General features: G+C 68.9%; 24 protein-coding genes. 17 read left to right on the top strand and 7 right to left on the bottom strand.

Going from position 1 to position 25783, the window contains the following annotated elements:
• Positions 1-19: 19 nt before the first annotated feature.
• From OCW50_RS02015 to OCW50_RS02005, 3 genes are all read left to right on the top strand, one after another.
• On the top strand, positions 20-514 hold the full coding sequence (locus OCW50_RS02015) for an NUDIX hydrolase (protein WP_262296244.1): 495 nt from the start codon (positions 20-22) through the stop codon (positions 512-514).
• Positions 511-1104, top strand: a complete 594-nt coding sequence (locus tag OCW50_RS02010) for a TIGR02301 family protein (protein ID WP_262296243.1) — start codon at positions 511-513, stop codon at positions 1102-1104. The genes OCW50_RS02015 and OCW50_RS02010 overlap by 4 nt, the downstream gene beginning before the upstream one ends.
• Positions 1105-1393: 289 nt before the next feature.
• Positions 1394-1657 carry a hypothetical protein gene (locus OCW50_RS02005; RefSeq protein WP_262272929.1) on the top strand — a complete coding sequence of 88 codons (264 nt, stop codon included), beginning with the start codon at positions 1394-1396 and terminating at the stop codon, positions 1655-1657.
• A gap of 418 nt (positions 1658-2075) precedes the next feature.
• Here OCW50_RS02005 and OCW50_RS02000 read toward each other — a convergent pair whose 3' ends face one another.
• Positions 2076-3410, bottom strand: coding sequence for a dihydroorotase (locus tag OCW50_RS02000; protein ID WP_373371284.1), 1335 nt, complete (start codon positions 3408-3410; stop codon positions 2076-2078).
• Positions 3411-3482: 72 nt separating this feature from the next.
• On the opposite strand from OCW50_RS02000, the gene ygfZ reads away from it, so the two are divergent.
• The 10 genes from ygfZ to dxs all read left to right on the top strand — a co-directional run bounded on the left by ygfZ (position 3483) and on the right by dxs (position 15068).
• Positions 3483-4361, top strand: a complete 879-nt coding sequence (gene ygfZ, locus OCW50_RS01995; protein WP_262296242.1) for a CAF17-like 4Fe-4S cluster assembly/insertion protein YgfZ — start codon at positions 3483-3485, stop codon at positions 4359-4361.
• A 108-nt stretch (positions 4362-4469) separates the two neighbouring features.
• Complete coding sequence (locus OCW50_RS01990) at positions 4470-6416, top strand: hybrid sensor histidine kinase/response regulator (protein WP_262296241.1); 1947 nt, start codon at positions 4470-4472, stop codon at positions 6414-6416.
• Positions 6417-6513: 97 nt separating this feature from the next.
• The gene (locus OCW50_RS01985; protein WP_262296240.1) at positions 6514-7161 is read left to right on the top strand and encodes an FMN-binding negative transcriptional regulator; all 648 of its coding nucleotides are present in this window, start codon (positions 6514-6516) and stop codon (positions 7159-7161) included.
• A complete protein-coding gene (aac(6'), locus tag OCW50_RS01980) occupies positions 7154-7624 on the top strand; it encodes an aminoglycoside 6'-N-acetyltransferase (RefSeq protein WP_262296239.1) in 471 nt (156 codons plus the stop codon). Before OCW50_RS01985 ends, aac(6') begins: the two co-directional genes overlap by 8 nt.
• Positions 7625-7824: 200 nt before the next feature.
• Positions 7825-8433, top strand: a complete 609-nt coding sequence (locus OCW50_RS01975) for a DNA-3-methyladenine glycosylase I (protein WP_262296238.1) — start codon at positions 7825-7827, stop codon at positions 8431-8433.
• Positions 8433-9026, top strand: a complete 594-nt coding sequence (locus OCW50_RS01970; RefSeq protein ID WP_262296237.1) for a YfbR-like 5'-deoxynucleotidase — start codon at positions 8433-8435, stop codon at positions 9024-9026. Before OCW50_RS01975 ends, OCW50_RS01970 begins: the two co-directional genes overlap by 1 nt.
• A gap of 408 nt (positions 9027-9434) precedes the next feature.
• Entirely contained in the window at positions 9435-9953 is a 519-nt protein-coding gene (locus OCW50_RS01965) for a tyrosine phosphatase family protein (protein WP_262296236.1), read from the top strand.
• A gap of 138 nt (positions 9954-10091) precedes the next feature.
• Positions 10092-12776: a DUF2339 domain-containing protein gene (locus tag OCW50_RS01960; protein WP_262296348.1), complete on the top strand. Its 2685-nt coding sequence runs from the start codon at positions 10092-10094 to the stop codon at positions 12774-12776.
• 34 nt (positions 12777-12810) lie between these two features.
• Complete coding sequence (locus tag OCW50_RS01955; RefSeq protein ID WP_009764792.1) at positions 12811-13059, top strand: exodeoxyribonuclease VII small subunit; 249 nt, start codon at positions 12811-12813, stop codon at positions 13057-13059.
• A gap of 101 nt (positions 13060-13160) precedes the next feature.
• Positions 13161-15068 (top strand): 1-deoxy-D-xylulose-5-phosphate synthase, encoded by a 1908-nt coding sequence (gene dxs, locus OCW50_RS01950; RefSeq protein WP_262296235.1) that lies wholly within the window; start codon positions 13161-13163, stop codon positions 15066-15068.
• 285 nt (positions 15069-15353) lie between these two features.
• On the opposite strand, the gene OCW50_RS01945 is transcribed toward dxs, so the two are convergent.
• Positions 15354-16067, bottom strand: coding sequence for a superoxide dismutase (locus tag OCW50_RS01945; RefSeq protein ID WP_262272938.1), 714 nt, complete (start codon positions 16065-16067; stop codon positions 15354-15356).
• 105 nt (positions 16068-16172) lie between these two features.
• On the opposite strand from OCW50_RS01945, the gene OCW50_RS01940 reads away from it, so the two are divergent.
• Positions 16173-16901 carry a TlyA family RNA methyltransferase gene (locus tag OCW50_RS01940; protein WP_262296234.1) on the top strand — a complete coding sequence of 243 codons (729 nt, stop codon included), beginning with the start codon at positions 16173-16175 and terminating at the stop codon, positions 16899-16901.
• Positions 16894-18144 carry a class I SAM-dependent RNA methyltransferase gene (locus OCW50_RS01935; protein ID WP_262296233.1) on the top strand — a complete coding sequence of 417 codons (1251 nt, stop codon included), beginning with the start codon at positions 16894-16896 and terminating at the stop codon, positions 18142-18144. The genes OCW50_RS01940 and OCW50_RS01935 overlap by 8 nt, the downstream gene beginning before the upstream one ends.
• Positions 18145-18251: 107 nt before the next feature.
• Here the strand turns inward: OCW50_RS01935 and OCW50_RS01930 are convergent, their stop codons facing one another.
• From OCW50_RS01930 to OCW50_RS01915, 4 genes are all read right to left on the bottom strand, one after another.
• Entirely contained in the window at positions 18252-19001 is a 750-nt protein-coding gene (locus tag OCW50_RS01930; protein WP_262296232.1) for an SOS response-associated peptidase, read from the bottom strand.
• A gap of 9 nt (positions 19002-19010) precedes the next feature.
• Positions 19011-20006, bottom strand: coding sequence for a magnesium transporter CorA family protein (locus tag OCW50_RS01925; protein WP_262273386.1), 996 nt, complete (start codon positions 20004-20006; stop codon positions 19011-19013).
• Between the two features lie 208 nt (positions 20007-20214).
• Positions 20215-21096: an SDR family oxidoreductase gene (locus OCW50_RS01920; RefSeq protein ID WP_262296231.1), complete on the bottom strand. Its 882-nt coding sequence runs from the start codon at positions 21094-21096 to the stop codon at positions 20215-20217.
• A 4-nt stretch (positions 21097-21100) separates the two neighbouring features.
• Positions 21101-22879, bottom strand: a complete 1779-nt coding sequence (locus OCW50_RS01915; protein WP_262273384.1) for an acyl-CoA dehydrogenase family protein — start codon at positions 22877-22879, stop codon at positions 21101-21103.
• 138 nt (positions 22880-23017) lie between these two features.
• Here OCW50_RS01915 and OCW50_RS01910 point away from each other — a divergent pair, with 138 nt between their 5' ends.
• A complete protein-coding gene (locus OCW50_RS01910) occupies positions 23018-23989 on the top strand; it encodes an L-threonylcarbamoyladenylate synthase (protein WP_262296230.1) in 972 nt (323 codons plus the stop codon).
• A 59-nt stretch (positions 23990-24048) separates the two neighbouring features.
• On the opposite strand, the gene wrbA is transcribed toward OCW50_RS01910, so the two are convergent.
• Positions 24049-24651 (bottom strand): NAD(P)H:quinone oxidoreductase, encoded by a 603-nt coding sequence (wrbA, locus tag OCW50_RS01905; protein WP_262296229.1) that lies wholly within the window; start codon positions 24649-24651, stop codon positions 24049-24051.
• A gap of 171 nt (positions 24652-24822) precedes the next feature.
• Here wrbA and OCW50_RS01900 point away from each other — a divergent pair, with 171 nt between their 5' ends.
• Positions 24823-25770: a LysR family transcriptional regulator gene (locus OCW50_RS01900; RefSeq protein WP_262273382.1), complete on the top strand. Its 948-nt coding sequence runs from the start codon at positions 24823-24825 to the stop codon at positions 25768-25770.
• Positions 25771-25783: the final 13 nt, after the last annotated feature.

Below are 25783 nucleotides of genomic sequence, written 5' to 3'. Positions count from 1 at the left end.
CCCATGACCTTGGACTCCCATGACCTCGGACCGCCTCTACCCGTCCCGTCCGATCCTCGCCGCCTCCGTGGCGGTGATCCGGGACGGGCGCATCCTGCTCGCCGCCCGGGGCAAGCCTCCCGGCGAGGGATTGTTCTCCCTGCCCGGCGGCCTGGTCGAGGCCGGCGAGACCCTGGGCGAGGCGGCGCTCCGGGAACTTCGCGAGGAGGTGGGGGTTGAGGCCAAGCTTATCGGCCTGATCGCCCCGGTGGAATTCATTGAAAGGGACGAGAAAGGCCATATAAAGCATCACGTCGTCATCGCCGCCCATGCCGCCCGCTGGGTTTCGGGCGAACCTCAGACAGGTCCGGAAGCAAAGGAAATCCGTTGGGTCACGGAACGGGACATCGCCGATCTGCCGATGACGGCAGGGCTCACCGGAATTCTGGAGCAGGCCTTTCGGCTCGCCCGCGAGGATTCGAGACCAGAGGATTCGAGACCAGAGGATTCGAGACCAGAGGATTCGAGACCATGAGACGCGCGGGCCTGCTCCTCGTCCCGGCCCTTTGGCTCGCGGTGCCTCAGCCGGCCATGGCGCAGGGCTTCTTCGAGCGGCTGTTCGGCCTGCCGCCGCGGCCGCAGCCGGGCCAGCCGGTTCCGCCGCCGCAGTACCGGCCCGTGCCGCAGTCCCAGCCCCAGTTCCGCCCGCAGCCCCAGCCTCAGCAGCGGCGCCCCCAGCCGCAGCAATCGCCGAGGCCGGCCGCCGGGCAGCAATCCGCGCCCCAGCAGCAGGCGGAGCCAGCGCCCACGGTCGAGCCGCCGGCCGCGCCCTACGAGAAGGAACTGCTGCGGCTCGCCGAAATCATGGGTTCGCTCGCCATGCTGCGCCCCCTCTGCAGCGCCCCCGACGGCTCGGAATGGAGCCGGCGCATGCAGGTCCTGCTCGAGGCTGAAGGGACCACGCCGGGCCGCCGCGAGCGCCTCGCCGGCGCCTACAACAAGGGCTACCAGGCCTACGCCCTCACCTACCGGGTCTGCACCCCGTCGGCCCAGGAGGCGTCCGTCCGATTCCTGGGCGAGGGCGAACAGCTCGCCCGCAGCATCACCGGCCGCTACGGCGGGTGAGCGGAGGCGGCCGCAGGTCCGCCGTGGGTCACCGCTCCCCGTCTTGGCCATCCCGATGCGATGAGGCGCGGCGCTCCAGACGATCGAGATCACCGGGACGAGCCCGGTGATGACGACGGAGGGTTCATGCCGCACGGGACAGGTGTTGCAAGGATGCCTCTTATCCACATTTTTCGGACATGCCCCCTCGCGTTAACCTCCTTGCAAGGTGATGCTGGCGGAGGGCCGGCGCGACGTCTAGAAACGATTCAACCGAACTCGCGCGCCGCCCCTCGAAGGGGCCTGGATCATGAACGACAACGACGTCCCTCTCACAGAGCTGCCCGAACTCAGCGCCCTCAAGCAGGCGGCCCTGAGCTATGTGACCGAGGCCTTCGCGGAGGCCGAGCTCGACGGGCTCGACGGCGATTGCATGGCGCAGGCCGCCCTGTTCGCGGCCTTCACCGAACTCGTCGCCACCTATGGCGAAGATGCCGTTGCGGAATATGCGTCGACCCTCGTGGACAAGATCCGCAGCGGCGCGTTCTCCATGATCGGCGCCCTGAAGCATTGAGGGCTTGGCGCCCGACAACCTTCATCCCGCAGACATTGGCCCATCGGGCTCCGCGCTGCTGATCCTATCCATCCTCCGGAAGGCGATCCGCCGTGGTGCCACCCGGGCGGAACATGTCCCGTCATGGCTTGGCTTGTCCCGGTGGTGTCCCGCTGACGATGGAGCGCATACGGGGCGACCACCCTCCCCGTCATCACCGGGCTCGTCCCGGTGATCCCGATTGTCGGGAACGCAGAGCCCTTCCGATCGGGATGGCCGGGACAAGCCCGGCCATGACCCGCGGAGGGGCCACGGCCCGGAGGGTGTCAGGAAGACCTTGGGTTCGCCGCACGTCGAAAAACTCACCCGATCACGTTCGGCTGCGGCGGCCGAGGGCTTGAACGGCGAGAACGTCAACTGCTGCGTCATCCCCGACACGTCACGAACCCAGCGTCTCCTCGAAGCGCACCACCTCGCCCTGCGACGGCGCTTCCAGCGCACCCTCCCACATCACCACGTTGCCGCGCACGACCGTGCCGACGGGCCAGCCGGTGACCTTCTTGCCGTCGTAGGGCGTCCAGCCGCACTTCGACGCGATCCAGTCGTTGGTGATCGTCTCCGTGCGCTTGAGATCCACCACCGTGAAATCGGCATCGTAGCCCACGGCGATGCGGCCCTTGTTGGCGATGCCGAAGAGGCGCTTGGGTCCGGCGCTCGTGAGATCGACCAATCGCTCGAGGGTGAGCCTGCTGGCGTTCACGTGGTCGAGCATGATCGGCACGAGGGTCTGCACGCCGGTCATGCCGGACGGCGTGTTGGGATAGGTCTTGTCCTTCTCCTCGCGGGTGTGCGGCGCGTGGTCGGAGCCGAGAACGTCCGCGACGCCTTCGTCGAGGCCCTGCCAGAGCGCCGCGCGATGGGCTTCGTCGCGCACGGGCGGGTTCATCTGGATGTAGGTGCCGAGGCGCTCGTAATCCTCCGGCCCGACGAGCGTCAGATGATGCGGCGTGACCTCCGCGGTCACCAGGTCCTTGTGGTCCTTGAGAAGCGCCATCTCCTCGGCGGTGGTGATATGCAGCACGTGGATGCGCGCGCCCGTCTCGCGCGAGATGCGCACGAGGCGCCGCGTGCAGGCGAGCGCCACTTCGGCCGAGCGCCAGACCGGATGCGAGCGCGGGTCGCCCTCGACGCGCAGCCCCTTGCGCTCGCGCAGCATCGCCTCGTCCTCGGAATGGAACGCCGCGCGGCGGCGGGTGCGCCGCAGGATGCTGGCGATGCCCTCGTCGTCCTCGACGAGGAGCGACCCGGTGGACGAGCCCATGAACACCTTGATGCCGGCGGCGCCCGGCAGGCGCTCGAGCTCCGGCACGTGATGGGCGTTCTCGTGCGTGCCGCCGACCCAGAAGGCGAAGTCGCAATGCATGCGGTGATGGCCGCGCCGCACCTTGTCGGCGAGCGCCTCGGGGGTCGTGGTCTGCGGATCGGTGTTGGGCATCTCGAACACCGCCGTCACGCCGCCCATGACGGCCGCGCGGGACCCCGATTCGAGGTCTTCCTTGTGGTCGAGGCCAGGCTCGCGGAAATGCACCTGGCTGTCGATCACGCCGGGCAGGATGTGCAGGCCCCGGCACTCGATCTCCCGGGCCGCGGAGGCCTGCGACAGGTCGCCGATGGCGGCGATCCGCCCGTCGCGCACGCCGATGTCGCGCTCGACGCGCCCGTCGTGGTTCACGACGATGCCGCCTTTGAGGATCAGGTCGAAGGTCTGGGGCATGGCAATCTCATCCCTTGAGGCCGCTGCGGAACGGGCATATGTCACGCCTGGAAGAGCAAGGAGAGCGGGCACATGCCGTCAGTCCATCTGGCCGACCGGGGGGTGGTAAGGGTTTCGGGCGAGGACGCCAAGGGTTTTCTCGACAACCTCATCACGTGCGATCTGGACCGTGTGTCAGCGCACACCGCCCGCCTCGGGGCCCTGCTGACGCCCCAGGGCAAGATCCTGTTCGATTTTCTCGTGTTCCAGGCTCCGCAGGAGATCGGCGGCGCCTATTACCTCGACGTTCTCCGGGTCCACGCCCCGGATCTCGCCAAGCGGCTCGGGTTCTACAAGCTGCGGGCGAAGGTCGCGATCGAGGACCTGTCCGATTCGCTGAGCCTGGTGGCGGGCTGGGACGCCCCGAAGCCGGACGAGGAGGCCGGACTCGTGGTCGACGACCCCCGTCTGCCCGATCTCGGCTGGCGCGCCATCGTGGCCGCGCAGGATACGGCGGAGTTCGGCCGGGACGACCCGGCGGCCTATCACGCGCACCGCATCGGGCTCGGCGTCCCGGAGGGCGGCCGCGACTTCCTGTTCGGCGACGCCTTCCCGCACGAGGCCCTCATGGACCAGCTCCAGGGGGTGGATTTCGACAAGGGCTGCTATGTGGGCCAGGAGGTCGTCTCGCGCATGCAGCACCGGGGAACGGCCCGGACCCGCATCGTCCCGGCCCTCTACGAAGGCGGCTTCGCGGCCGATGTGGGCGTCGAGGTCACGGCCGGGGAGAAAGCCCTGGGGAGAACCGGCACCGGCGCGCAGGGCCGCGGGCTCCTGATGATCCGCCTGGACCGGGCGGCCGACGCGCTTCAGGCGGGCGAGACCATTCGGGCCGGCGGCATCCCGGTGCGGCTCGAGAAGCCGGCCTGGATCCGCTTCCCCTTCCCGGGAGAACCCGGCGTTGCGCCTTAAGTTCTAGCCGGCTCCGAGGAACCACGGGGCGTTATCGGAGTTATAGACCACTGGGCCCGATCATGCGGCAAAGAACCGTGCAGACGGGCCTGCTGGGGAATCTTCTGGATGAATGCAGTGCCTGGTCACAAGACAACGTCGTCGGAGGGTCGTTTTCAACTCCTCGTCGACGCGGTCACCGATTATGCCATCTACATGCTCGACCCGACCGGTGTCGTGGTCAGCTGGAATCCAGGCGCCCAGCGTTTCAAGGGTTATGTGGAAGGCGAGATCATCGGCTCGCATTTCTCGCGCTTCTACACCGACGAGGATCGTGCGACCGAGCTGCCGCGCCGCGCCCTGGAAACGGCCGCGCGCGAGGGCAAGTTCGAAGCGGAAGGCTGGCGCGTCCGCAAGGACGGCACCCGGTTCTGGGCGCACGTGGTCATCGACCCGATCCGCAGCCCACACGGGGAACTGCTCGGCTACGCCAAGATCACCCGTGACCTCACCGAGAGAAAGTTGGCCCAGGAGGCCCTCAAGGAGAGCGAGGAGCGCTTTCGCCTGCTGGTCCAGGGCGTGACCGACTACGCCCTCTACATGCTTGACCCCCAGGGTCATGTGACGAACTGGAATCCCGGCGCCCAGCGCATCAAGGGCTATGCGGAGAGCGAAATTCTCGGCAAGCATTTCTCGCAGTTCTACACGGACGAGGACCGCGCCACCGAGCTGCCGCGCCGCGCCCTGGAGACGGCGGCCCGCGAGGGCAAGTTCGAAGCGGAGGGCTGGCGCGTCCGTAAGGACGGCACCCGATTCTGGGCCAACGTCGTCATCGATCCGATCCGGAACGATCGGGGCGAGCTGATCGGCTATGCCAAGATCACCCGCGACATCACGGAACGCCGGGCGACGCAGGAGGCGCTCGAGGCCGCGCAGCTGGCTCTCTTCCAGGCCCAGAAGATGGAGGCGGTGGGCCAGCTCACGGGCGGCGTGGCGCACGACTTCAACAACCTGCTGACGATCATCGTCAACAACCTCGATCTCCTGACGCGCAACGCGCGCGATCCGCGCGACGTCAAGCTGATCGAGAGCGCGCAGCGCGCGGCCGAGCGCGGCGCCAAGCTCACCCAGCAGCTGCTTGCCTTCTCCCGCCGCCAGCCGTTGCAGCCCGAGGCGCACAATCCGAACACGCTCATCGAAGGCTTCGAGTCGGTTCTGCGCCGGGCCTGCGGGGAGATGATCCGGCTGCAGCTCTCTCTGTCCCAACGGACCCGATGGGTTTCGGTCGATGCGCCGCAATTCGAGTCCGCGCTGCTCAACCTCATCGTCAACGCGCGCGATGCGATGCCCGACGGCGGCTCGATCAAGATCGTGACGGGAAACACCGTGCTCGGCGAGCAGGACGCCGCGTCGTCGAACCTGCCGCCGGGCCAATACGTCTCGATCACCGTCCAGGACACCGGCGTGGGCATGACGCCGGACATCGTCGACCGGGTGTTCGAGCCCTTCTTCACCACCAAGGAGATCGGCAAGGGCACGGGACTGGGCCTGAGCCAGGTCTACGGCTTCGTGACCCAGTCGGGCGGCGCGATCAGGATCGACAGCACTCCCGGCCAGGGCACCAAGGTCACCATGCTGCTGCCGGCCCAGGAGAACGGCGACGAGACGTCGGACGAGGAGGACGAGACGGAGCGTCCGGCCCGCGACAGCGCCGGGACCGTCCTGATCGTCGAGGACGAGCCCGCCGTCCTGGAGGTCGCGAGCGACATCTTCGACAGCCTCGGCTACGACGTGGTGACGGCGACCGACGCCAACGGGGCGCTCGAGGTCCTCGAAGGCAACCCGTCCATCGACGTCCTGTTCAGCGACGTGATCATGCCCAACGGCATGAACGGGGTCGAGCTGTCGCGGCGAGCCCGCGAGATGCGGCCCGATCTCAAGATCCTGCTCGCCTCGGGCTATCCCATGTCGGCCCTGCCGTCCGACGGCCTGGGCACGGGCGTGTCGTTCATCAGCAAGCCCTACCGCTGGACGGAGCTCGCCGACAAGCTGCGGGCGCTTCGCACGGGGGCCTGACGCCCATCGCCGGGCGTGATGGAGGGCATCGGGATTTTTGATTGGTCCGAGCTCTCGTGAAACGGTAATATTCCCGGCCTGCTCCATCGGGATTGCCATGTACCAGCCGCCGCATTTCCGCGAGGACGATCTCGCGGTTCAACACGCTCTCATCAAGGCCCATCCGCTCGGCCTGCTGGTGACGTTCGGCAGCGAGGGGCTCGAAGCCAATCCCATTCCCTTCGTGCTGGACGCCTCGGCGTCAGGGCTCGGAACCCTCAAGGCGCATCTGTCCCGGGCCAATCCCCAGTGGCGGACCTTCGACCCCGAGCAGGAAGCCCTCGTGGTCTTCCAGGGTCCCGAGAGCTACATCACCCCGTCCTGGTATGCGGCCAAGCGCGAGCACGGCAAGGTGGTGCCGACCTGGAACTACGCCATCGTCCAGGCCCGCGGCCGGCTCACGCTCCGGGACGATCCGGACTGGCTGCGGCAGCAGATCGCCGCCATGACCGACCTGCAGGAGGCGGCCCGGCCGGAGCCCTGGGCGGTCGGCGATGCGCCGCCGCCCTTCGTGGCCGCCCAGCTCAAGGGCATCGTCGGGATCGAGATCGAGATCGCCCGGATCGACGGCAAGTGGAAGGTGAGCCAGAACCGATCCGAGGCCGACCGCCTCGGGGTCTCGGCGGGCCTGCGGGTGTCCCCGGACGATGCCTCGCAGCGCATGGCGGAGCTGGTCGATTCCCGGGGAGCCCGGCCGCGTGAATGACGGGAACAGCCCGAGGATCGAGCCCTGCACCCTCCACTCCCTGGAGGAATGGGCTGTCCTGCGCCATGCCCTCTGGCCGGATGCCCCGGTGCAGGACCATCTCTCCGACGTGCAGGCCATGCTGTGGGAGCAGAGGAAGGCGGCCGCCTTCCTCGTGCGCCTGCCCGACGGCACGGCGGCGGGCTTTGCCGAAGCCGCCCTGCGCGGCGACTCCGTGAACGGCTGCACGACGTCGCCCGTGGCGTTCCTCGAAGGGATCTACGTGGAGCCGGAACACCGCAACCGGGGCCTCGCCCGCCTGCTGTGCCGCGCCGTCGAGACCTGGGCGCGGCGGCACGGCTGCCGCGAGTTCGCCTCCGATGCCCTTCTCGGCAACACGGCGTCGCACGGCATGCACGAAGCGCTGGGATTCGAGGAGACGGAGCGGGTCGTCTATTTCCGCAAGGTGCTGTCGTCCGATTGATCGGCTCGCGAGGAATCGGGCAGATCATGACACTCATGACACTCTCCCCCTCATGGCCGGGCCAGGCCCGGCCATCCCGATCCGGAGACGCGCGGCGCTCCCCATCATCGGGATCACCGGGACAAGCCCGGTGACGACGCGGGAGGTGAAAAGCCCGGGCCTCTCTTCCCGTTTTCCCGCGGCCCCGCTACACACGTTCCATGACCGACGGACTGATCCTGCATCCCGATCACAAGACCCGCTGCTGGTGGCCCGGCATGGATCCCTTCTATGTCGCCTACCACGACACGGAATGGGGCGTGCCGGAGCGCGACGACCGCGCCCTGTTCGAGAAGCTCATCCTCGACGGCTTCCAGGCGGGCCTGTCCTGGATCACGATCCTGCGCAAGCGCGAGAATTTCCGCCGGGCCTTCGCGGGGTTCGATCCGGCGGTCATCGCCCGGTTCGACCAGGCGCAGGTCGAGGCTCTGATGCTCGACACCGGCATCGTGCGCAACCGCGCCAAGATCGAGGCGACCATCGCCGGCGCCCGCGCCTGGCTGGTGATCCAGGAGCGCGGCGGCTTCTCGCGATTCCTGTGGGATTTCGTCGACGGGCGGCCAGTCCAGACCCATGCGAGGACCCGCCGCGACGTGCCGACGGAGACCGAGATCTCCCGCAAGATCTCGAAGGCGCTGAAGAGCGAGGGCTTCAACTTCGTCGGCCCGACCATCGTCTATGCCTTCATGCAGGCGGTCGGGATGGTGAACGACCATCTCACCGGTTGCTACCGCCACGCGGAATGCGCGGACCTCGCCGGGACGCTCTGATGGCCAAGGAACCCCGCGTCTGGCAGCGGATGCTCTCCGGCCGCCGCCTCAACCTGCTCGATCCCTCGCCCCTCGACGTCGAACTCGACGACATCGCCCACGGGCTCGCCCGCGTGGCCCGCTGGAACGGCCAGACCGTCGGCGGGCACATCTTCTCCGTGGCGCAGCACAGCCTGCTCGTGGAGGCGATCGCCAGCCAAACGAACCCGGACATGCCGCGCGACTGGCGTCTTGCGGTGCTGCTCCACGACGCGCCGGAATACGTGATCGGCGACATCATCTCACCCTTCAAGGCGGTGATCGGCGACGCCTACAAGAGCATCGAGGCCGGGCTGCTCGGAGCGATCCATCTGCATTTCGGCCTGCCCGCCCAGCCGGCCGCGGCGCTCAAGCGCTTCATCAAGCAGGCCGACCGCCAGGCGGCCTTCCTGGAGGCGACCCATCTCGCGGGCTTTTCCCGCGAGGAGGCGCTCAAGATCTTCGGCCGTCCCGAGCCCCTGCCCCGGACCGTGCTGGCCCTTCTCGAACCCTGGCCGGTGGCCGAGGCGGAGGAGCGCTACAGCGGGACGGTGACGGCCGCGCTGGCGCGGTGATATCCAGGCCCGAGCCGGCTCCGTCCCGTCCACGTCACGGCCGGGCCCGCCGGACTATCCCGAGGCCATCGGTTATGAAACCCTCAACGTCATGGCCGGCCTTGTGCCGGCCAAACCGATGCGGTGAGGCGCGGCGCTCCAGACGAGCGGGATCACCGGGACAAGCCCGGTGATGACGTGGAGGGAGGTGTGACCCGGTGATGACGCCCTCCACACGTCATGGCCGGGCCTGTCCCGGCCATCCCGATCCGGTGAGGCGCGGCGCTTCTCAGAAGCGGGATCACCGGGACAAGCCCGGTGATGACGTGGAGACGGAGGGCGTCCCACGGCATCGGATCGCCGGCACGGACGGGGGCGAGGTTGATCCGAATCGTGTAAGGCTGCCCGCCACCTCCGAGACCCGAGCCCATGCCGACCCTGCACGTCTGCCCCCTCTCCCGCCTGACCGAGACCGTCACGGCGACCCGCGCGAGCCACGTGGTCAGCCTCATGGGGGCCGGGGCCAGCGTGGAGCGTCCCGCCGGGATCGCGGCGGAGCGCCACCTCTTCATCGGGGTCAGCGACATCGTCGAGCCGCTGGAGGGCTACGTCCTGCCGGCCGCCGAGCATATCGAGCGGCTCCTCGCCTTCGTCCAGGCCTGGGGCCGAGAGAGCCCCCTGGTCGTCCACTGCTGGGCCGGGATCAGCCGCTCCACCGCGGCCGCCTATATCGCGGCCTGCGCCCTCTCACCCGAGCGGGACGAGGCCGGGATCGCGCTCGCCCTGCGCGCGGCCTCTCCGAGCGCGACGCCGAACCCGCGCCTCGTCGCCCTGGCCGACGATCTCCTCGGACGCCGGGGCCGCATGGTCGACGCGATCCGGTCCATCGGCCGGGGCGCCGAGGCTATGGAGGGCACGCCCTTCATGTTACAGCTTAGCTGCCGATAGCCGGTTTTGCCCGGAACGGCCGATGCGCTGGCGCATCGTGTGGACCCGGAGGGCCGCGATGAACGATGCGCCCACCAAGAGTCGGAGCATCGGATTCGATGCCCCCACCGATGATCGGAGGCTGCCCCCTTGGACGACATGGTCCTGCTCGCCCTGCTGGTCCTCAGCATTCCCGCCTGCGCCATCGCCGGGCTGGTCCTCGGCCTCTCCGCGCGCAAAAAGATCGCCATCCTCCAACAGCACGTCGCGGGCCTCGAAGGCGAGCTGCGCCTGATCAAGGCGCAGGCGGGCGGAGCCGCTCCATCGGCCGATCAGGCTCCGGTTCGGGAACCGGCCATCGACGAGCCCGCCGAGCCGGAACCGGCCCCACCCCCCGGGCCCGTTCCGATAACCGCGCCGGTCCCGGCCATCCCGGCGGCAGCGCCGCAACCGGCCGCGAAGACCCGGGACCTCGAAGAGAAGCTCGGCGCCCGCTGGGCGGTCTGGGTCGGCGGGGTCGCTCTGGCGTTCGGCGGCATCTTCCTCGTGCGCTATTCCATCGAGCAGAACCTGCTCAGCCCCGGGATGCGCATCGCCCTGGGCGGGCTCTTCGCGCTTGTCCTGATCGGCGCGGGCGAGTGGCTGCGCCGCCGGGAGCAGGATCTCAGGCTGCCGGGCCTTCCGGCCGCCAGCGTCCCGGCCATTCTGACAGCGGCCGGCACCTGCTCGGCCTTCGCGTCGGCCTATGCGGCTTACGCCCTCTACGGCCTGATCGGGTCCGGAGCGACCTTCGTGATCCTGGGCCTGGTGGCGGTCCTGACCATGATCGCCGCGACCCTGCACGGGCCGATCCTCGCGGCCCTCGGACTGCTCGGCGCGATGGGAAGTCCCCTGCTCGTATCCTCCGACAGGCCCCAGCCCTGGGCTCTCGTGATCTACCTCGCCTTCGTGGTGCTGCCAGCCTACGGGGTCGCGCGCCTGCGCGGCTGGCGCTGGCTGGCGCTCGCAGCACCGATCGGGGTGCTCGCCTGGACGTTCCTCATCTTCATCCTGGACGACGCCGACGCCCTGCCGGCCATGGTGCATCTCGTCATCCAGACCGGCCTCGCGGCGGTCGTCCTCATCATCCTCCCCTACCGGCACGCTCCGGACCCGGAGGCGGGCATCGACCGGCCCGCGGGCGGCATCCTCCTGGCCTTCTCCCTCGCGGGGATCGCCGTGTCGGGATCCGTCATCGCCGGCGACGGCCGTCCGGTCTTCGTCGCCGCGCTTGCGCTGGTCCTCCTGGCGACCGGCCTCCGCGTCCCGGCCGGCGCGCCTGCGGCCGCCTGGGCGGCCCTGTCGATCGTCGGAGCGCTCCTCGTCTGGCCTATCGCGGGCGAGATCGGCGGGACGCCGGAAAACCTCTTCTACCAGAGCGGCGACGCCTTCGCCGTGCGCCCCCAAGCGGTCGAGACCTATCTCGGGTTCGCCCTTCTGGCGCCGGCGGCCGTCGCCGGGGCATCGCTGGCCCGGCTCGCGCGCTCGCCCGGTCTTCGCCTCGCCACGGCCGCCTGGTACGCGGGCGCGGCGACCGCCGGTCCGCTCCTGGCGCTCGTCGCCGCCTATTGGCGGGTGACGGAGTTCGAACGCAGCCTGTCCTTCGCCCTGGTGGCCGGCGGGCTGGCGCTCGCCTTCGCGCTGGTTTCGCAATGGCTCATGCGGCGCGGACACGGGGAGGCCCCGGCCCTGCGCCTGGGCCTCGGCGCCACGGCCTCGGCGGCCCTCGCGGGTCTGGCGCTCGGCCTGACCTTCGCGCTCGACCGGGGCATGCTCACGGTCGCGTTCGCCCTGACGGCTCTCGGCACCGCCTGGATCGCCGACCGGATCGCGATCCCGGCCCTGCGCTACGCGGTCGGCGCCATCGGGGTGATCATCCTGGGGCGGCTGATCTGGGACCCGACGATCGCGGGGGGCGATCCCGGTCCGGTCCTGATCAACTGGCTGCTCTGGGGCTACGGCGTCCCGGCCCTGGCCTTCCTGGCGGCGAGCCGCCTGCTCCAGCGCACGGGCCGCGACTGGACCGTGCGGCTGACGGAGAGCCTCGGGATCGCGTTCGCGGCTTTTCTGGTCTTCTTCGAGATCCGCCACGCGCTCCGGGCCGGGGATCCGCTGGCGGCCACCACCGATCTGCTGGAGATCGGGCTGGTTGCGACAGAAAGCCTCGTCTTCGCGCTCGTCCTCACGCGCCTCGACCTCCGGCACGCCGATCCGGTCTACCGCTGGGGCTCGCTCATCTTCAGGACCCTGTCCCTCGCCCTCTGCGCGGGCGGGCTGCTTCTGGTCGCCAATCCCGTGCTGACCGAGGACGAGGTTCCGGGCGGGGCGATCTTCAACGCGCTCCTCCCGGCCTATCTGCTGCCCGCCGTCCTGGCGGCCGGCCTGGCCCTTCTCGAGCGGCGCGCGAGGCCGCCCCTCTACAGCCTGTCCTCGGCGGTCCTGAGCCTCGTCCTGTTCTCGGCCTATGTCGGCCTGGCGATCCGGCGGGTCGCCGCCGGCCCCCAGCTCGCCTTGTGGCAAGGCTTCACACAGGCAGAGCAGTGGAGCTATTCGCTGGCGCTCCTCGTCATCGGCATTCTCCTGCTCGGCCTGGGCCTCGCCTTCAACAGCCGCCCCGCGCGCCTCGTCTCGGCGGTCTATCTCGTGCTGGCGGTGCTGAAAGTCTTCATCGTCGACCTGTCCAACCTGGAGGGGGTCATGCGCGCCCTGTCATTTATTGGCCTCGGGCTTGTTCTCATCGGCATCGGTCTCGTCTATCAGAGACTCCTCGCGCGCCGACCAAGCGATGCCGCAATTCCATCGTGAGATCGGCCCAGGACAGAGATTTGACGGAACCCGCATGACCGACACCGCCTCCATCAAGACCCTCCCCTTCGAGAAGGCCCTGGCCGAGCTGGAGGACATCGTCCGCCGTCTCGAGCGCGGCGACGTGCCCTTGGAGGATTCGATCGCCATCTACGAGCGCGGCGAGGCCCTGAAGAAGCATTGCGAGCAGCTCCTCAAGAAGGCCGAGGCCCGCATCGAGAAGATCACCATCGGGCCGGACGGCGCCGCTTCCGGCACGGCTCCGCTCGACGTCGCGGAATAGTCGGGCCGAGCGGGAAGGATCGCGCCTCGCGTTTGACCCGGGGGGCCCCCGAACCTATTTCCTGAGACGGCCACCCGGCTTCAAGCTTGGCGAGAACAACGTTGTCCACACCTCTCCTCGACACCATCAAGACCCCGGACGATCTGCGTCGACTGCCCGAAAACCAGCTCCGGCAGGTGGCGGACGAGCTGCGGACGGAGACGATCAGCGCCGTGTCCGTCACCGGCGGGCATCTGGGCGCGGGCCTCGGCGTGGTCGAGCTGACGGTGGCGCTGCACTACGTGTTCGATACGCCCCGCGACCGGCTGATCTGGGACGTGGGCCACCAGGCCTACCCGCACAAGATCCTCACGGGCCGCCGGGACCGGATCCGCACCCTGCGCCAGGCGGAGGGCCTGTCGGGCTTCACCAAGCGCCAGGAGAGCGAATACGACCCCTTCGGGGCGGCCCATTCCTCGACGTCGATCTCGGCCGGGCTCGGCATGGCCGTGGCGCGGGACCTGGAGGGCAAGACAAACAACGTGATCGCCGTGATCGGCGACGGCGCCATGTCGGCCGGCATGGCCTACGAGGCCATGAACAACGCCGGCGCCATGCACTCGCGCCTCATCGTCATCCTCAACGACAACGACATGTCGATCGCCCCGCCCACCGGCGCCATGTCGTCCTATCTCGCCCGCCTGGTCTCGGGCGGCACCTACCGGGGCATCCGCGAGACGGCCAAGCAGCTGGCCAAGAAGCTGCCGAAATTCATCTACGAGAAGGCCCAGCGCGCCGAGGAATTCGCCCGGGGCTTCTGGACCGGCGGGACGATGTTCGAGGAGCTCGGCTTCTACTATGTCGGGCCCATCGACGGTCACAACCTCGACCACCTGCTGCCCATTCTCAAGAACGTGCGCGACACCGAGACCGGGCCGATCCTGGTCCATGTGGTGACCAAGAAGGGCAAGGGCTACGCGCCCGCGGAAGCCGCGGCCGACAAGTATCACGGCGTGGTCACCTTCGACGTGGTGACGGGCGCGCAGACCAAGGCCAAGGCGAACGCCCCCTCCTACACCCGGGTGTTCGGCGAGAGCCTGATCCGGGAAGCCCGGGCGGACGACAAGATCGTGGCCGTCACGGCCGCCATGCCGTCGGGCACCGGGATCGACCTGTTCGGCAAGGAATTCCCGGCCCGCACCTTCGACGTGGGCATTGCCGAGCAGCACGCGGTCACGTTTGCGGCCGGCATGGCGACCGAGGGCTACAAGCCGTTCTGCGCCATCTATTCCACCTTCCTGCAGCGCGCCTACGACCAGGTCGTGCACGACGTGGCGATCCAGAACCTGCCCGTGCGCTTCGCTCTCGACCGGGCGGGCCTCGTGGGCGCCGACGGGCCCACCCATGCGGGCTCCTTCGACGTGGCCTATCTCGGCTGCCTGCCCAACATGGTGGTGATGGCGGCCGCCGACGAGGCGGAGCTCGTCCACATGGTGGCGACCGCGGCCGCTCACGATTCCGGCCCCATCGCGTTCCGCTATCCTCGCGGCGAGGGCGTGGGCGTCGACATGCCGGAAAAAGGCATTCCTCTCGCCATCGGCAAGGGCCGGATCGTCAAGGAAGGCAGCCGGATCGCGCTCCTGTCGCTCGGCACCCGCCTGTCCGAGGCCCTGAAGGCCGCCGAGGAGCTGGAGACGCGCGGCCTCTCCACCACCGTGGCGGATGCCCGCTTCGCCAAGCCCCTCGACGAGGAGATGATCCTGCGGCTCGCCCGCGACCACGAGGTCCTGGTGACCATCGAGGAAGGCTCGGTCGGGGGCTTCGGCTCCTACGTGCTCCAGCTCCTCGCCGAAAGAGGCGCCCTCGACCGGGGCAGCCTCAAGGTGCGTGCCATGGTCCTGCCCGATCTCTACCAGGACCAGGACAAGCCCGAGCGCATGTACGCCAAGGCCGGGCTCGATTCGGCCGGCATCGTCACCAAGGTGTTCGAGGCCCTTGGCCGGGAAGAGACCCGCAAGGCGAGGGCCTGAGGCTTTCCCACGTCCCGGCCGGGTCCGACCCGGCCATCCTCCGCCCTTCCCGCCACCCTCCCCACGTCATGGCCGGGCTCGTCCCGGCCATCCTGCGGCCTCGCTGACACCCTCTCGCGTCATGGCCGGGCCTGTCCCGGCCATCCCGATCCGGTGCGGCGCGGCGCTTCAGTCAATCGGGATCACCGGCACAAGGCCGGTGATGACGTGGGAGGATGGTGAGAGCGGGTGATGACGTGACGGGCGAGCCGCGGCAAAACCGGTGATGCCGTCGTCCACGATCCGCTAAACCGTCAGCGTTCCCGATTTCGCCGCGGCGTAGCGCTGGCCGATCCGGTTCCAGTCGAGAACGTTCCACCAGGCCTTGAGGTAGTCGGGCCGGCGGTTCTGGTATTTCAGGTAATAGGCGTGCTCCCACACGTCGTTGCCCATGAGGACCCGCTGCCCGTCCATCAGGGGCGTGTCCTGGTTCGGCCTCGTGGTCAGGGCGAGCTTGCCGTCGCGGGCGACCGTGACGAAAACCCAGCCGGAGCCGAACTGCCGCTCGCCGGCGGTGTTGAAATCCGTCTGGAACTTCTGGAACCCGCCGAGGTCGCGGTCGATGGCCGCCTTCAGGTCGCCCGAGGGCTCGCCACCCTGCCCGCCCATGATCTGCCAGAACATGGTGTGGTTGGCGTGGCCTCCGCCGTTGTTGCGCACGGCCGTGCGGATCGATTCCGGGACTTTGCTCAGGTTCGCCAGCATGTCCTGGAGCGGCATCCTGGCCGCCTCGGCGTTCTGGCTGAGCGCCGCGTTGAGATTGTTGACATAGGCCGCATGGTGCCTGTCATGGTGGATTTCCATGGTCTGGGCGTCGATATGCGGCTCGTTCTTGGAGGGCGCATAGGGCAAGGGATCGAGCTTGAAGGGCCCGGAAGGGGCTTGCGCCCAGGCGCGGGGAATGGCAGCGCTGGCGGCCAGCAGGGTTGCCCCTGTCAGAAGATGTCGGCGGCTGAGCATGGGACCTCCGTGGGCCTTCGAAGAATTGTGAACGTAAGAGGTTCTAGGGCTGTGTCCGGCTTCTGCCCATAAAAGGATCGTGATCCAGATGAACGCGAGGCTCCGATGACCCGCAGGCGCGCCGATGTGGTCCTGGTCGAGCGCGGCTTCTTCATGAGTCGCGCCCGGGCCCAGGAGGCCATCGCGGCCGGGCTCGTGACCGTGAACGGCGCCGTCGTCCGCCGGGCGTCCGACCCGGTTCCCGAGGAGGCCTTGATCACGGCCGAGCAGCCGCACCCCTACGTGTCCCGCGGCGGCGTCAAGCTCGCGGCGGCGCTCGATGCCTTCCACATCGACCCGAGGGACAAGGTCTGCCTCGACATCGGCGCCTCCACGGGGGGCTTCACGGAGGTGCTGCTCATGCGCGGCGCGGCCCATGTCTATGCGGTGGATGTGGGGCACGGCCAGCTGCATCCCACCATCGTGGGCAACGCCAGGGTGACGAATTTCGAGGGCACGGATGCCCGTTCGCTGAGCCGCGAACTCATCCCGCAGGCGGCCGATCTCCTGGTCTCGGACGTGAGCTTCATCTCGCTCAAGCTCGTCCTGCCGCCCGCCGTGGCCCTGCTGAAGCCCCGGGCGGAGCTCGCCGTTCTCGTGAAGCCGCAATTCGAAGCCGGCCGCGATCACGTGAAGAAGGGCATCGTGCGCGACGAGGCGGTGCACCGCGCCGTGTGCGAGGACCTCTCGGCCTTCGTCACGTCCCTCGGCTTCGAGGTGACCGGGATCGTCCCTTCGCCCATCGAGGGCGGGGACGGCAATCGTGAATTCTTGCTGGGAGCCCGCATTGGCTGAACAGGTGATCATCAGGCGCCTCGGCGCGAAGGCCGACGGCATCGCGGACACGCCTTCCGGGTCCGTCTTCGTGCCGAAGGTGCTGCCGGGCGAGACCGTCACCATCGAGCGCGAGGGATCGCATGCGCGCCTCGTCTCCGTCGATGAGCCGTCGCCCGAGCGCGAGACGCCGTTCTGCCCGTATTTCGACCGATGCGGCGGCTGCGCGACGCAGCACATGAGGCACGGCTTCTATCAGGCCTGGAAGCAGGAGACCCTCGTCCATACCCTGAAGCAGGCGCGCATCGACGCGCCCGTCGAGCCGCTCATCGACGCCCATGGCGAGGGACGCCGGCGGGTGACGCTGCACGTGCGCTTTCCCGACCGCGCCATGCATGTGGGCTTCATGGCCCCGCGCAGCCACCAGATCGTCGAGATCGCCTTCTGTCCCATCACGGAGCCGGTCCTGAAGGCCCGGGCGCCCGAGATCGCCCGCTCCATCGGCGAGCATCTGAAGGGCCCGCGCAAGCCGCTCGACGTTCAGATCACCGCGACGCAGACCGGCTTCGACGTGGACGTGCGCGGCTTCGGCCCCCTCAAGGATCCGGAGCGCCTGCGCCTCATCGATCTCGCGGCGAGCCTCGACCTCTCGCGCCTGTCGATCCACGGGGACGTGATCGTGGAGCGGCGCCCGCCCGCCATCGCGATGGGCCGCGCCGCCGTCGTTCCGCCCGCGGGCTCGTTCCTGCAGGCCACACGGATCGGCGAAGAAACGCTGGCGGGCTTCGTCACCGAGGCCTGCGCGCGCGCCAAGCGCGTGGCCGATCTCTTCGCCGGGGCCGGCCCGTTCGCGCTGCGGCTTGCGGAGACGGCCGACGTCCACGCGGTGGAGTTCGACAAGGGCGCGATGACGGCCCTCGACAAGGCCGCCCGGGCGACGCCGGGCCTGCGCCGGATCACCACCGAGGCGCGCGATCTCTTCCGCCGGCCGCTGCTGACGCCCGAACTCGACGCCTTCGACGCCGTGGTGCTCGATCCGCCGCGCGCGGGCGCGGAGGCGCAGGTGAAGCAGCTCGCGGTGTCCAAGGTCCCGCTCGTGGTGAGCGTCTCCTGCGACGCCGCCACCTTCGCCCGCGATGCCGCGATTCTCATGAGCGCGGGCTACCGTCTCGAGCGGGTGATCCCAGTCGACCAGTTCAAGCACTCGCCGCATCTGGAGGTGGTCGGGATCCTGAGGCGCGACGTGGCGAAGAAGCGGCGGTAGCGCCGTCCCTTCCTGTCACGTCATGGCCGCTCTCCGCACGTCATCACCGGCACAAGGCCGGTGATGACGGGGCGAGGGGCGCGGCCCGCTTTCATCCGCACGATGCTCTAGAACAGGCTCCCCTGCTCGTCCTCGTCGCTGGAGAGCGGCTTCTTCGCTTTCGGCTTCCTCTCCGGGACCGGCGCGGGCTCCGGCCGCGCCAGCGGCTCCATCAGGCCGGGATCGTCGTTCTCGACCTTGTTCACGCGGCTCGAGACCGGCACCAGGTCGAGCCAATCGTCGGGACAGGGACGCACGAGGCTCATCACGTCGGCGCGTTCGTCGCGGACGTCGAGCCATGCGCCGATATCCCGGTCCGACAGGATCACCGGCATGCGGTCGTGCACGGCCGAAAGGGTGCCGTTGGCATCCGTCGTCACGATGGCGGCGGTGTCGATCTCGGCCCCGTCCGGGCTCGTGTAGGTCTCCCACAGGCCCGCCATCGGCATGGGCCCGCGGCTGCGCGGGCGGATCATGAACGGGGTCTTGTCCCGCCCGTCCCGCCGCCATTCATAGAAGGCGTCGGCGAGGAAGATGCAGCGCCGGCGCTTCAGGGCCGCCTTGAAGGTGGGCTTGGTCTGGAGCGTCTCGCCGCGCGCGTTGATGACGAGCGGGAAGTCCTTGGGATCCTTCACCCAGGACGGCAGGAAACCCCAGCGCACGAGCATGAAGTGCCGCTCGCCCCGGTCTTCCAGCACGATCGGCACGGGCTGGGTGGGAGCCACGTTGTAGCGCGGAGGAAAGTTCGGCTGCTCGGGATAGCCGAAAAAATCCCGATAGGTCTCGGGAGGGAGCGTGATCGCGTAGCGCCCGCACATGGCATTCTCCTAAAGCCACCGCTTCCAGCGGAAGAACAGATAGGGCAGCACGGCGGCGAGCACCATCAGGGCGATGGCCCACGGGTAGCCGAATTCCCAGTCGAGTTCGGGCATCACCTTGAAGTTCATGCCGTAGAGCGACGAGACCAGAGTCGGCGGCAGGAAGATCACCGACATGACCGAGAAGATCTTGATGATGTCGTTCTGCTCCATGGTGACGAAACCGAGCGTCGCATCGAGCAGGAACTGCACCTTGCTCGACAGGAAGGTGGCATGCTCCTCGATGGATTGCACGTCCCGGAGCGCGGTGCGCCATTCCGACTGGTAGCCGGCCGTCTTCTGCGGCCGCGGCATGCTGGCGGAGAGAAACAGCAGCATGCGCTCCACCGACACCATGCTCTCGCGCACGTTCGAGATGATGTCGCCCTTGCGGCCGATGGACCGCAGGGCGAACCGGTAGGAGGCGGCCCGGCGCGCGCCCTGCTTCTCGTTGTCGAAGATCGCCTGCGACAGGCGGTCGATGCGGGCGCCGACCGCTCCGAGGATCTCGGCCGCCCGGTCGATGATGGTCTCGAGCAGGCCGTCGAGCACGGCCTCGGGCTGATGCCGGCATCCGCCGGGCTTCACGGCGCGCGCCATGAACATGCTGAACGAGCGCGGCTCCCCGTAGCGCACGGTGACCAGCGCCTTCTCGGTCAGGATGAACGATACGTCGATCAGCTTCGGGTTGTCGGTGTCCGAGCTGCACAGGACCCGCGCGGTCATGTAGCGGGCATTGTTCTCGTGATAGAGGATCTCGGAGGGCTCGATGTCGGCCATTTCCTCCTTGGTCGGGATCTCGATGCTGAGATGGGCCTCGACAAGCCTGTCCTCGTCCTTGGACGGGTCGATCAGGTCGATCCACAGGGCATCGGGAGGAATGGGATCGCCGGGCGGAAGAATTTCGCGGTCGAGGGACTCGCCCATCGGTCCCTTCACCTGCGCGGGCCTGTGAATCACGATCATACGCGTACTCGCCTTTGTGGAAGCCCAGTCATGTCAGATCGACGGACGGTTTGTACTCTCACGAGAACACGCTGTCATTCCCGGTCGGTCGCCCGGAATCCGCTCTCCGCGTCATCACCGGGCTTGTCCCGGTGATCCCGATGCGAGGAGCGCCGCGCTTTTCCGGATCGGGATGGCCGGCACAAGCCCGGCCACGACGTGGAGGGTGTCATTCGCGACCGGAGTGAAGCGGATCTCCCTCACCCAGCGATGACAGGGGCGGCGTGTCGTCGGGCACGAAGAAGTCCGGGGCGAGCGGCTTCGACGGGTCGACCCGGTAGCGTTCGAAATCGGTCACGCCCTCGCCCGACAGGAACACGTCGTCGATGAGGAAATGGCCCGAGAAACTCTTGGACGGCTTCCGGAAGACCGCGTGGGCGGCATCCGCGAGAATCTCCGGGGTGCGGCTCGCCTGAACGAGCGCGTCCCCGCCGAGCAGGTTCCTGACCGCGCTCGTCGCGATGGTCGTGCGCGGCCAGAGGGCGTTGACGGCGATGCCCTTCGGCCGCAACTCCCCGGCCAGCCCCAGGACGCAGAGGCTCATGCCGTATTTGGCGAGGCTGTAGGCCAGATGCGGGGCGAACCACTTCTCGCTCATGTCCAGCGGCGGCGAGAGCATGAGGATGTGCGGGTTCTCGGCCTTTTCCAGATGCGGGATGGCGTATTTCGACACCATGTAGGTGCCGCGCGTGTTGATCTGGTGCATCAGATCGAAGCGCTTCATGTCGGTCTGCGGCGTCGGCGTGAGGCTGATGGCGCTCGCATTGTTGACCACGACGTCGAGGCCGCCGAAGGTCGCGACCGCGGTGTCGATCGCGCCCTTCACCGCCTCCTCGTCGCGCACGTCGACCACGAGGGGCAGCGCCCGGCCGCCCGCCGCCTCGATCGCCTCCGCGGCCGTGTAGATGGTGCCGGGAAGCTTCGGGTGCGGCTCGGCGGTCTTGGCCGCGACGACCACGTTCGCCCCGTCGCGGGCGGCGCGAAGCCCGATGGCCAGCCCGATGCCCCGGGAGGCGCCGGTGATGAAGAGAGTCTTTCCCTTGAGGCTCATGATGTCAGCTCGCCAGCGCCAGGGTTGCATCCTGCAGGAAGCCTGCCCCGCTCATGACCGTGTCCTCCAGGCCTTTCGCCCCGACGGCGATGTTCTCGGCGAAGAAGCGGCAGAGCGCGATGCGGCCGGCATGGGCCGGATCGCCGTCGCCCGCGGAGGCCTGCGCCTGGGCGGCGAGCGCCAGTTCGGCGAGCGCCGCGCCGCCCTGGGCCAGCGCGAAGAGGCGCAGGTAAGGGGTCGCGCCCGCCAGCGCCTCGCCCTGGGCGTTGGAGGAGACGGCCTTCAGGAGATAGCCCGTGGCTCGGTCGAGGCTCTCGACGGCGTCGCGCAGGCGCGGCGCGGTCGCCCCGAAGGCCGGCGTGCCTTCCTTCAGGAGCCGCGCCACGGTGGCGCGCATGGCGGCGATCTGCGCCCGCACGGTCTCGCCGCCCGACAGCGGCAGCTTGCGGGTGACCAGATCGATGGCCTGGATGCCGTTGGTGCCCTCGTAGATCGGCGCGATGCGCGCGTCGCGGAAATGCTGGGCGGCGCCGGTCTCCTCGATGAAGCCCATGCCGCCGTGGACCTGCACGCCGAGCGACGCCACCTCGGCGCCGATATCGGTCGAGAAGGCCTTGGCCACCGGGGTGAGCAGGGAGGCGCGCTCGTTGGCTCGCTTCCGGCGCCCGGGATCCTGTTCGAGATGGGCCCGGTCGATGGCCTCCGCGGTCATGTAGCAGATGGCGCGCGCCGCCGCGGTCAGCGCCTTCATGGTGAGCAGGTTGCGCTGCACGTCCGGATGCACGGCGATCGGGCTCATGCCCTCCGCGGCCCCGATGGCCCGGCCCTGCCGGCGCTCGTTGGCGTAGGACAGGGCCTGCTGGTAGGCGCGCTCGGCGATCGCCACGCCCTGGAGCCCCACCGCCAGGCGGGCGTTGTTCATCATCGTGAACATGCAGGCGAGACCGCGATTCTCTTCGCCGACGAGCCATCCGACGGCGCCGCCATGGTCGCCGAAGATCATCGTGCAGGTGGGCGAGGCATGGATGCCGAGCTTGTGCTCGATGGAATGGCAGCGCACGTCGTTGCGCGTGCCGTCGGGCAGGAATTTCGGCACCAGGAAGAGCGAGATGCCGCGCGTCCCGGCCGGCGCATCGGGCAGGCGCGCGAGCACGAGGTGGACGATGTTGTCGGTGAGGTCGTGCTCGCCGTAGGTGATGAAGATCTTCTGGCCGGTGACGCGATAGGTGCCGTCGCCCGCGGGCTCGGCGCGCGAGCGCAGGGCCGCGAGGTCCGAGCCCGCCTGCGGCTCGGTCAGGTTCATGGTCGCGGTCCACTCGCCCGAGACCAGCTTCTCGAGATACCGGCCCTTCAGGTCGTCCGACGCGTGGGAGACGAGCGCCTCGATGGCCCCCATGGTGAGCACGGGCCCGATGCCGAAGGCCATGGAGGCGGCGTTCCACATCTCCACGCAGGCCGAGTTGAGGAGCGTCGGCAGGCCCTGCCCGCCATAATCCACCGGACCCGGCAGCGCGTTCCACCCGGCGTCCGTCCAGGCCCGGTAGGCCTGCTTCCAGCCGGGCGCCGTGGTCACCTGGCCGTCCTTGAAGGTCGCGCCGACCCGATCGCCCTCGCGGTTGAGCGGGGCGATCACGTCGTTGGCGAAGCGGCCCGCCTCCTCGAGGACGGTCTCGGCCAGATCGGCCGACAGGTCGCCATAGAGGCCGTCGGCCACGGCCCGGTCGAGGCCCGCCACGTGCCGCATGGTAAAGACGATGTCCGGGACAGGCGCGCGGTAGGTCATCAACGGTTCCTCTCAATCCGTGGGCTTTTCATGTTGACGCGAGTTCTCGCGCCATTAAACCCGCCCGGCAAGGGCAAATGCCGCAAGGCACAGGCCCCACGGGCAAAGGATAGTTTAGACGTGAACGATCACGGGTCAATGCGCCAAACGGAGCGTCTGGCCGCCGATGCGGCGGGCCTTGCCGAAGCCGCCGCCCTCCTGCGGCGCGGCGGGCTCGTGGCCTTTCCGACGGAGACGGTCTACGGCCTGGGCGCGGATGCGACGGACGCGGAGGCGGTCGCGGGCATCTACGCGGCCAAGGAGCGTCCGAGCTTCAACCCGCTGATCTCCCATCTGGACAGCTTCGACTCGGCCAGGCGCCAAGGGGTCTTCGATGGGACAGCGACGCGGCTGGCGGAGGCCTTCTGGCCCGGGCCCCTGACCCTGGTGGTGCCGGTGGCGCCGACCTGCACCGTGTCCGATCTCGCCCGCGCGGGGCTCGACAGCGTCGGGTTGCGGGTTCCGGCCCATCCCCTCGCCCATGCACTCCTGGAACGGACCGGCCGGCCGGTCGCCGCCCCTTCGGCGAACCGCTCGGGCCGCGTGAGCCCGACCGATGCGGACCACGTTCTGGGGGATCTCGACGGACGCATCGATGCGGTGCTGGACGGGGGAGCGGCGCGGGTCGGTGTCGAATCGACCATCGTGTCGTGCCTGGGCGGGGCGGCGCGCCTGCTCCGGCCCGGAGGGATCCCGCGCGAGGCCATCGAGGACCTGATCGGCCGACCGCTCGAAGGCGGGCCGGAGGCGGGCTCAAGCCCGCTCGCGCCGGGGATGCTCGCGTCCCATTACGCGCCGCGGGCGCAGGTGCGCCTGAACGCGGCGAGCTTTCTGCCGGGCGAGGCCGCGCTGCTGTTCGGCCCCGGGACACCTCACGGCGTGGAAGCGGCCCACGCCGCCCTGAACCTCAGCGAAAACGGCGACCTCGTGGAGGCCGCCGCCCATCTGTTCTCCTATCTCCGCCGGCTCGATGCGTCCGGGGCCGCGACGATCGCCGTGAGCCCGGTTCCGGACGCCGGCCTGGGCGAAGCCATCAACGACCGCCTGAGGCGCGCCGCCGCGGACCGGTGAGGCGCCCCGAGCCGCACCGCGAGGGCCGGCACAAGGCCGGCCCCGACAGGACGGGTGAGCTACTTCGCGGCGAGCTTTGCGGCGATCTGGGCCACGTGACGGCCCTGGAAGCGGGCGCCGTCGAGGTCGATTTCGCTCGGCTGGCGCGAGCCGTCGCCGGCCGCGATGGTGGAGGCGCCGTAGGGCGAGCCGCCGCGGATCTGGTCGACGCCCATCTGGCCCTGGAACGAATAAGGCAGGCCGACCACCACCATGCCGTGGTGCAGGAGCACCGGCAGGGTGGTCAGGATGGTGGCTTCCTGGCCGCCGTGCTGGGTCGCCGTGGAGGTGAAGACCGAACCGACCTTGCCGATCAGCTTGCCCTGGGCCCACAGGCCGCCGGTCTGATCGAGGAAGTTCTTCATCTGCGCCGTCATGGTGCCGTAACGGGTCGGCGTGCCGATGATGATGGCGTCGTAGTCCGGCAGCTCCTCGACGGTGGCCACGGGGGCCTTCTGGTCGGTCTTGTAGTGGGCGGCCTGAGCCACCTCGGCCGGAACGAGCTCCGGCACGCGCTTCACCACGACCTCGGCCCCGGTCTCGCGGGCGCCTTCGGCGGCGGCATAGGCCATCTGCTCGATGTGACCCCAGGACGAATAATACAGAACCAGAACCTTGGTCATGTGAACTCCGATCGGTTGAAATGAGACGCAGGACGGCTCGCTTCCGGCCGCGCATAGGATCGGACCGGAAGAACGTCGCCTGCTGGTGTTTGACGTGATGGAGGATAAGCTTTCCCTACTGCAAAACCAGTGTTAGATTTGCAGGGTCTCTCTTGCGCGGATGCAAAACCGATGACCAAGCAGCAGCATCTCGACTGGGACGATTTCAGGCTCGTGAAGATCATCGCCGAGGCCAACGGCCTGGCCGGCGCCGCCGAGCGACTCGGGGTCAACCATTCGACGGTTTTCCGCAGGCTCGGCCAGATGGAAGACAATCTGGGCGTCAAGCTCTTCGAGCGCCATCGGACCGGTTATGTCCTCACCCCGGCCGGGGAGGAGATGTCGGCGCTCGCCGAGCAGATGGACGAGAACGTCACCGCGTTCACGCGCAAGCTCGCCGGACAGGCCGTGGCGCCCACCGGAGAGCTGCGGGTCACCACCAACGACACCCTGCTCGTCCACCTCCTGACGCCGATCTTCTCCCGCTTCATCACCGCCTGCCCCGAGATGCGGCTCGACGTGGTGCTCGCCAACCAGGCGCTCAACCTGTCGAAGCGCGACGCCGACGTGGCGATCCGCGCCACGGACGATCCGCCGGAGACCCTCGTCGGGCGCCGGGTGGCGACGATCGCCTGGGCGGTCTACGGACGGGTGGAGGATTTTCCCGATGTCCGCGGTCCCGACGACGTCAGCCTGACCGACCTGTTCGACCGGCACTGGGTGGCCCTGGGCGACAACCTGGCGGCCCTGAAAGCCGCCCGCTTCGTGCGCGAGCACGTGTCTCCGGAAAACATCGTCTACAAGGTCAACACGGTCCTCGGCCTCGCCGAGTCCGTGCAGGCCGGAACCGGCATCGGCCCCCTGCCCTGTTTCATCGCGGACTCGAACCCGGATCTCGTCCGGCTCTCCGACATCAATCCGGATTTCGCCGCGGGGCTGTGGCTCCTGACCCACCCGGACCTGCGCCAATCGGCGCGCGTGCGCGCCTTCATGGACTTCATGGCCGCCGAGATCGCCAAGCAGAAGAAATGGATCGAGGGCGCCGGGAGGAGGGCTTCGGCGCCCGCGCCCGTCGCCTGAAGCATCTTTTCAC

The organism is Microvirga sesbaniae, from assembly GCF_025460805.1.
GTDB classification, from domain to species: domain Bacteria; phylum Pseudomonadota; class Alphaproteobacteria; order Rhizobiales; family Beijerinckiaceae; genus Microvirga; species Microvirga sesbaniae.
This window is presented reverse-complemented; position numbering and strand designations above follow the sequence as displayed.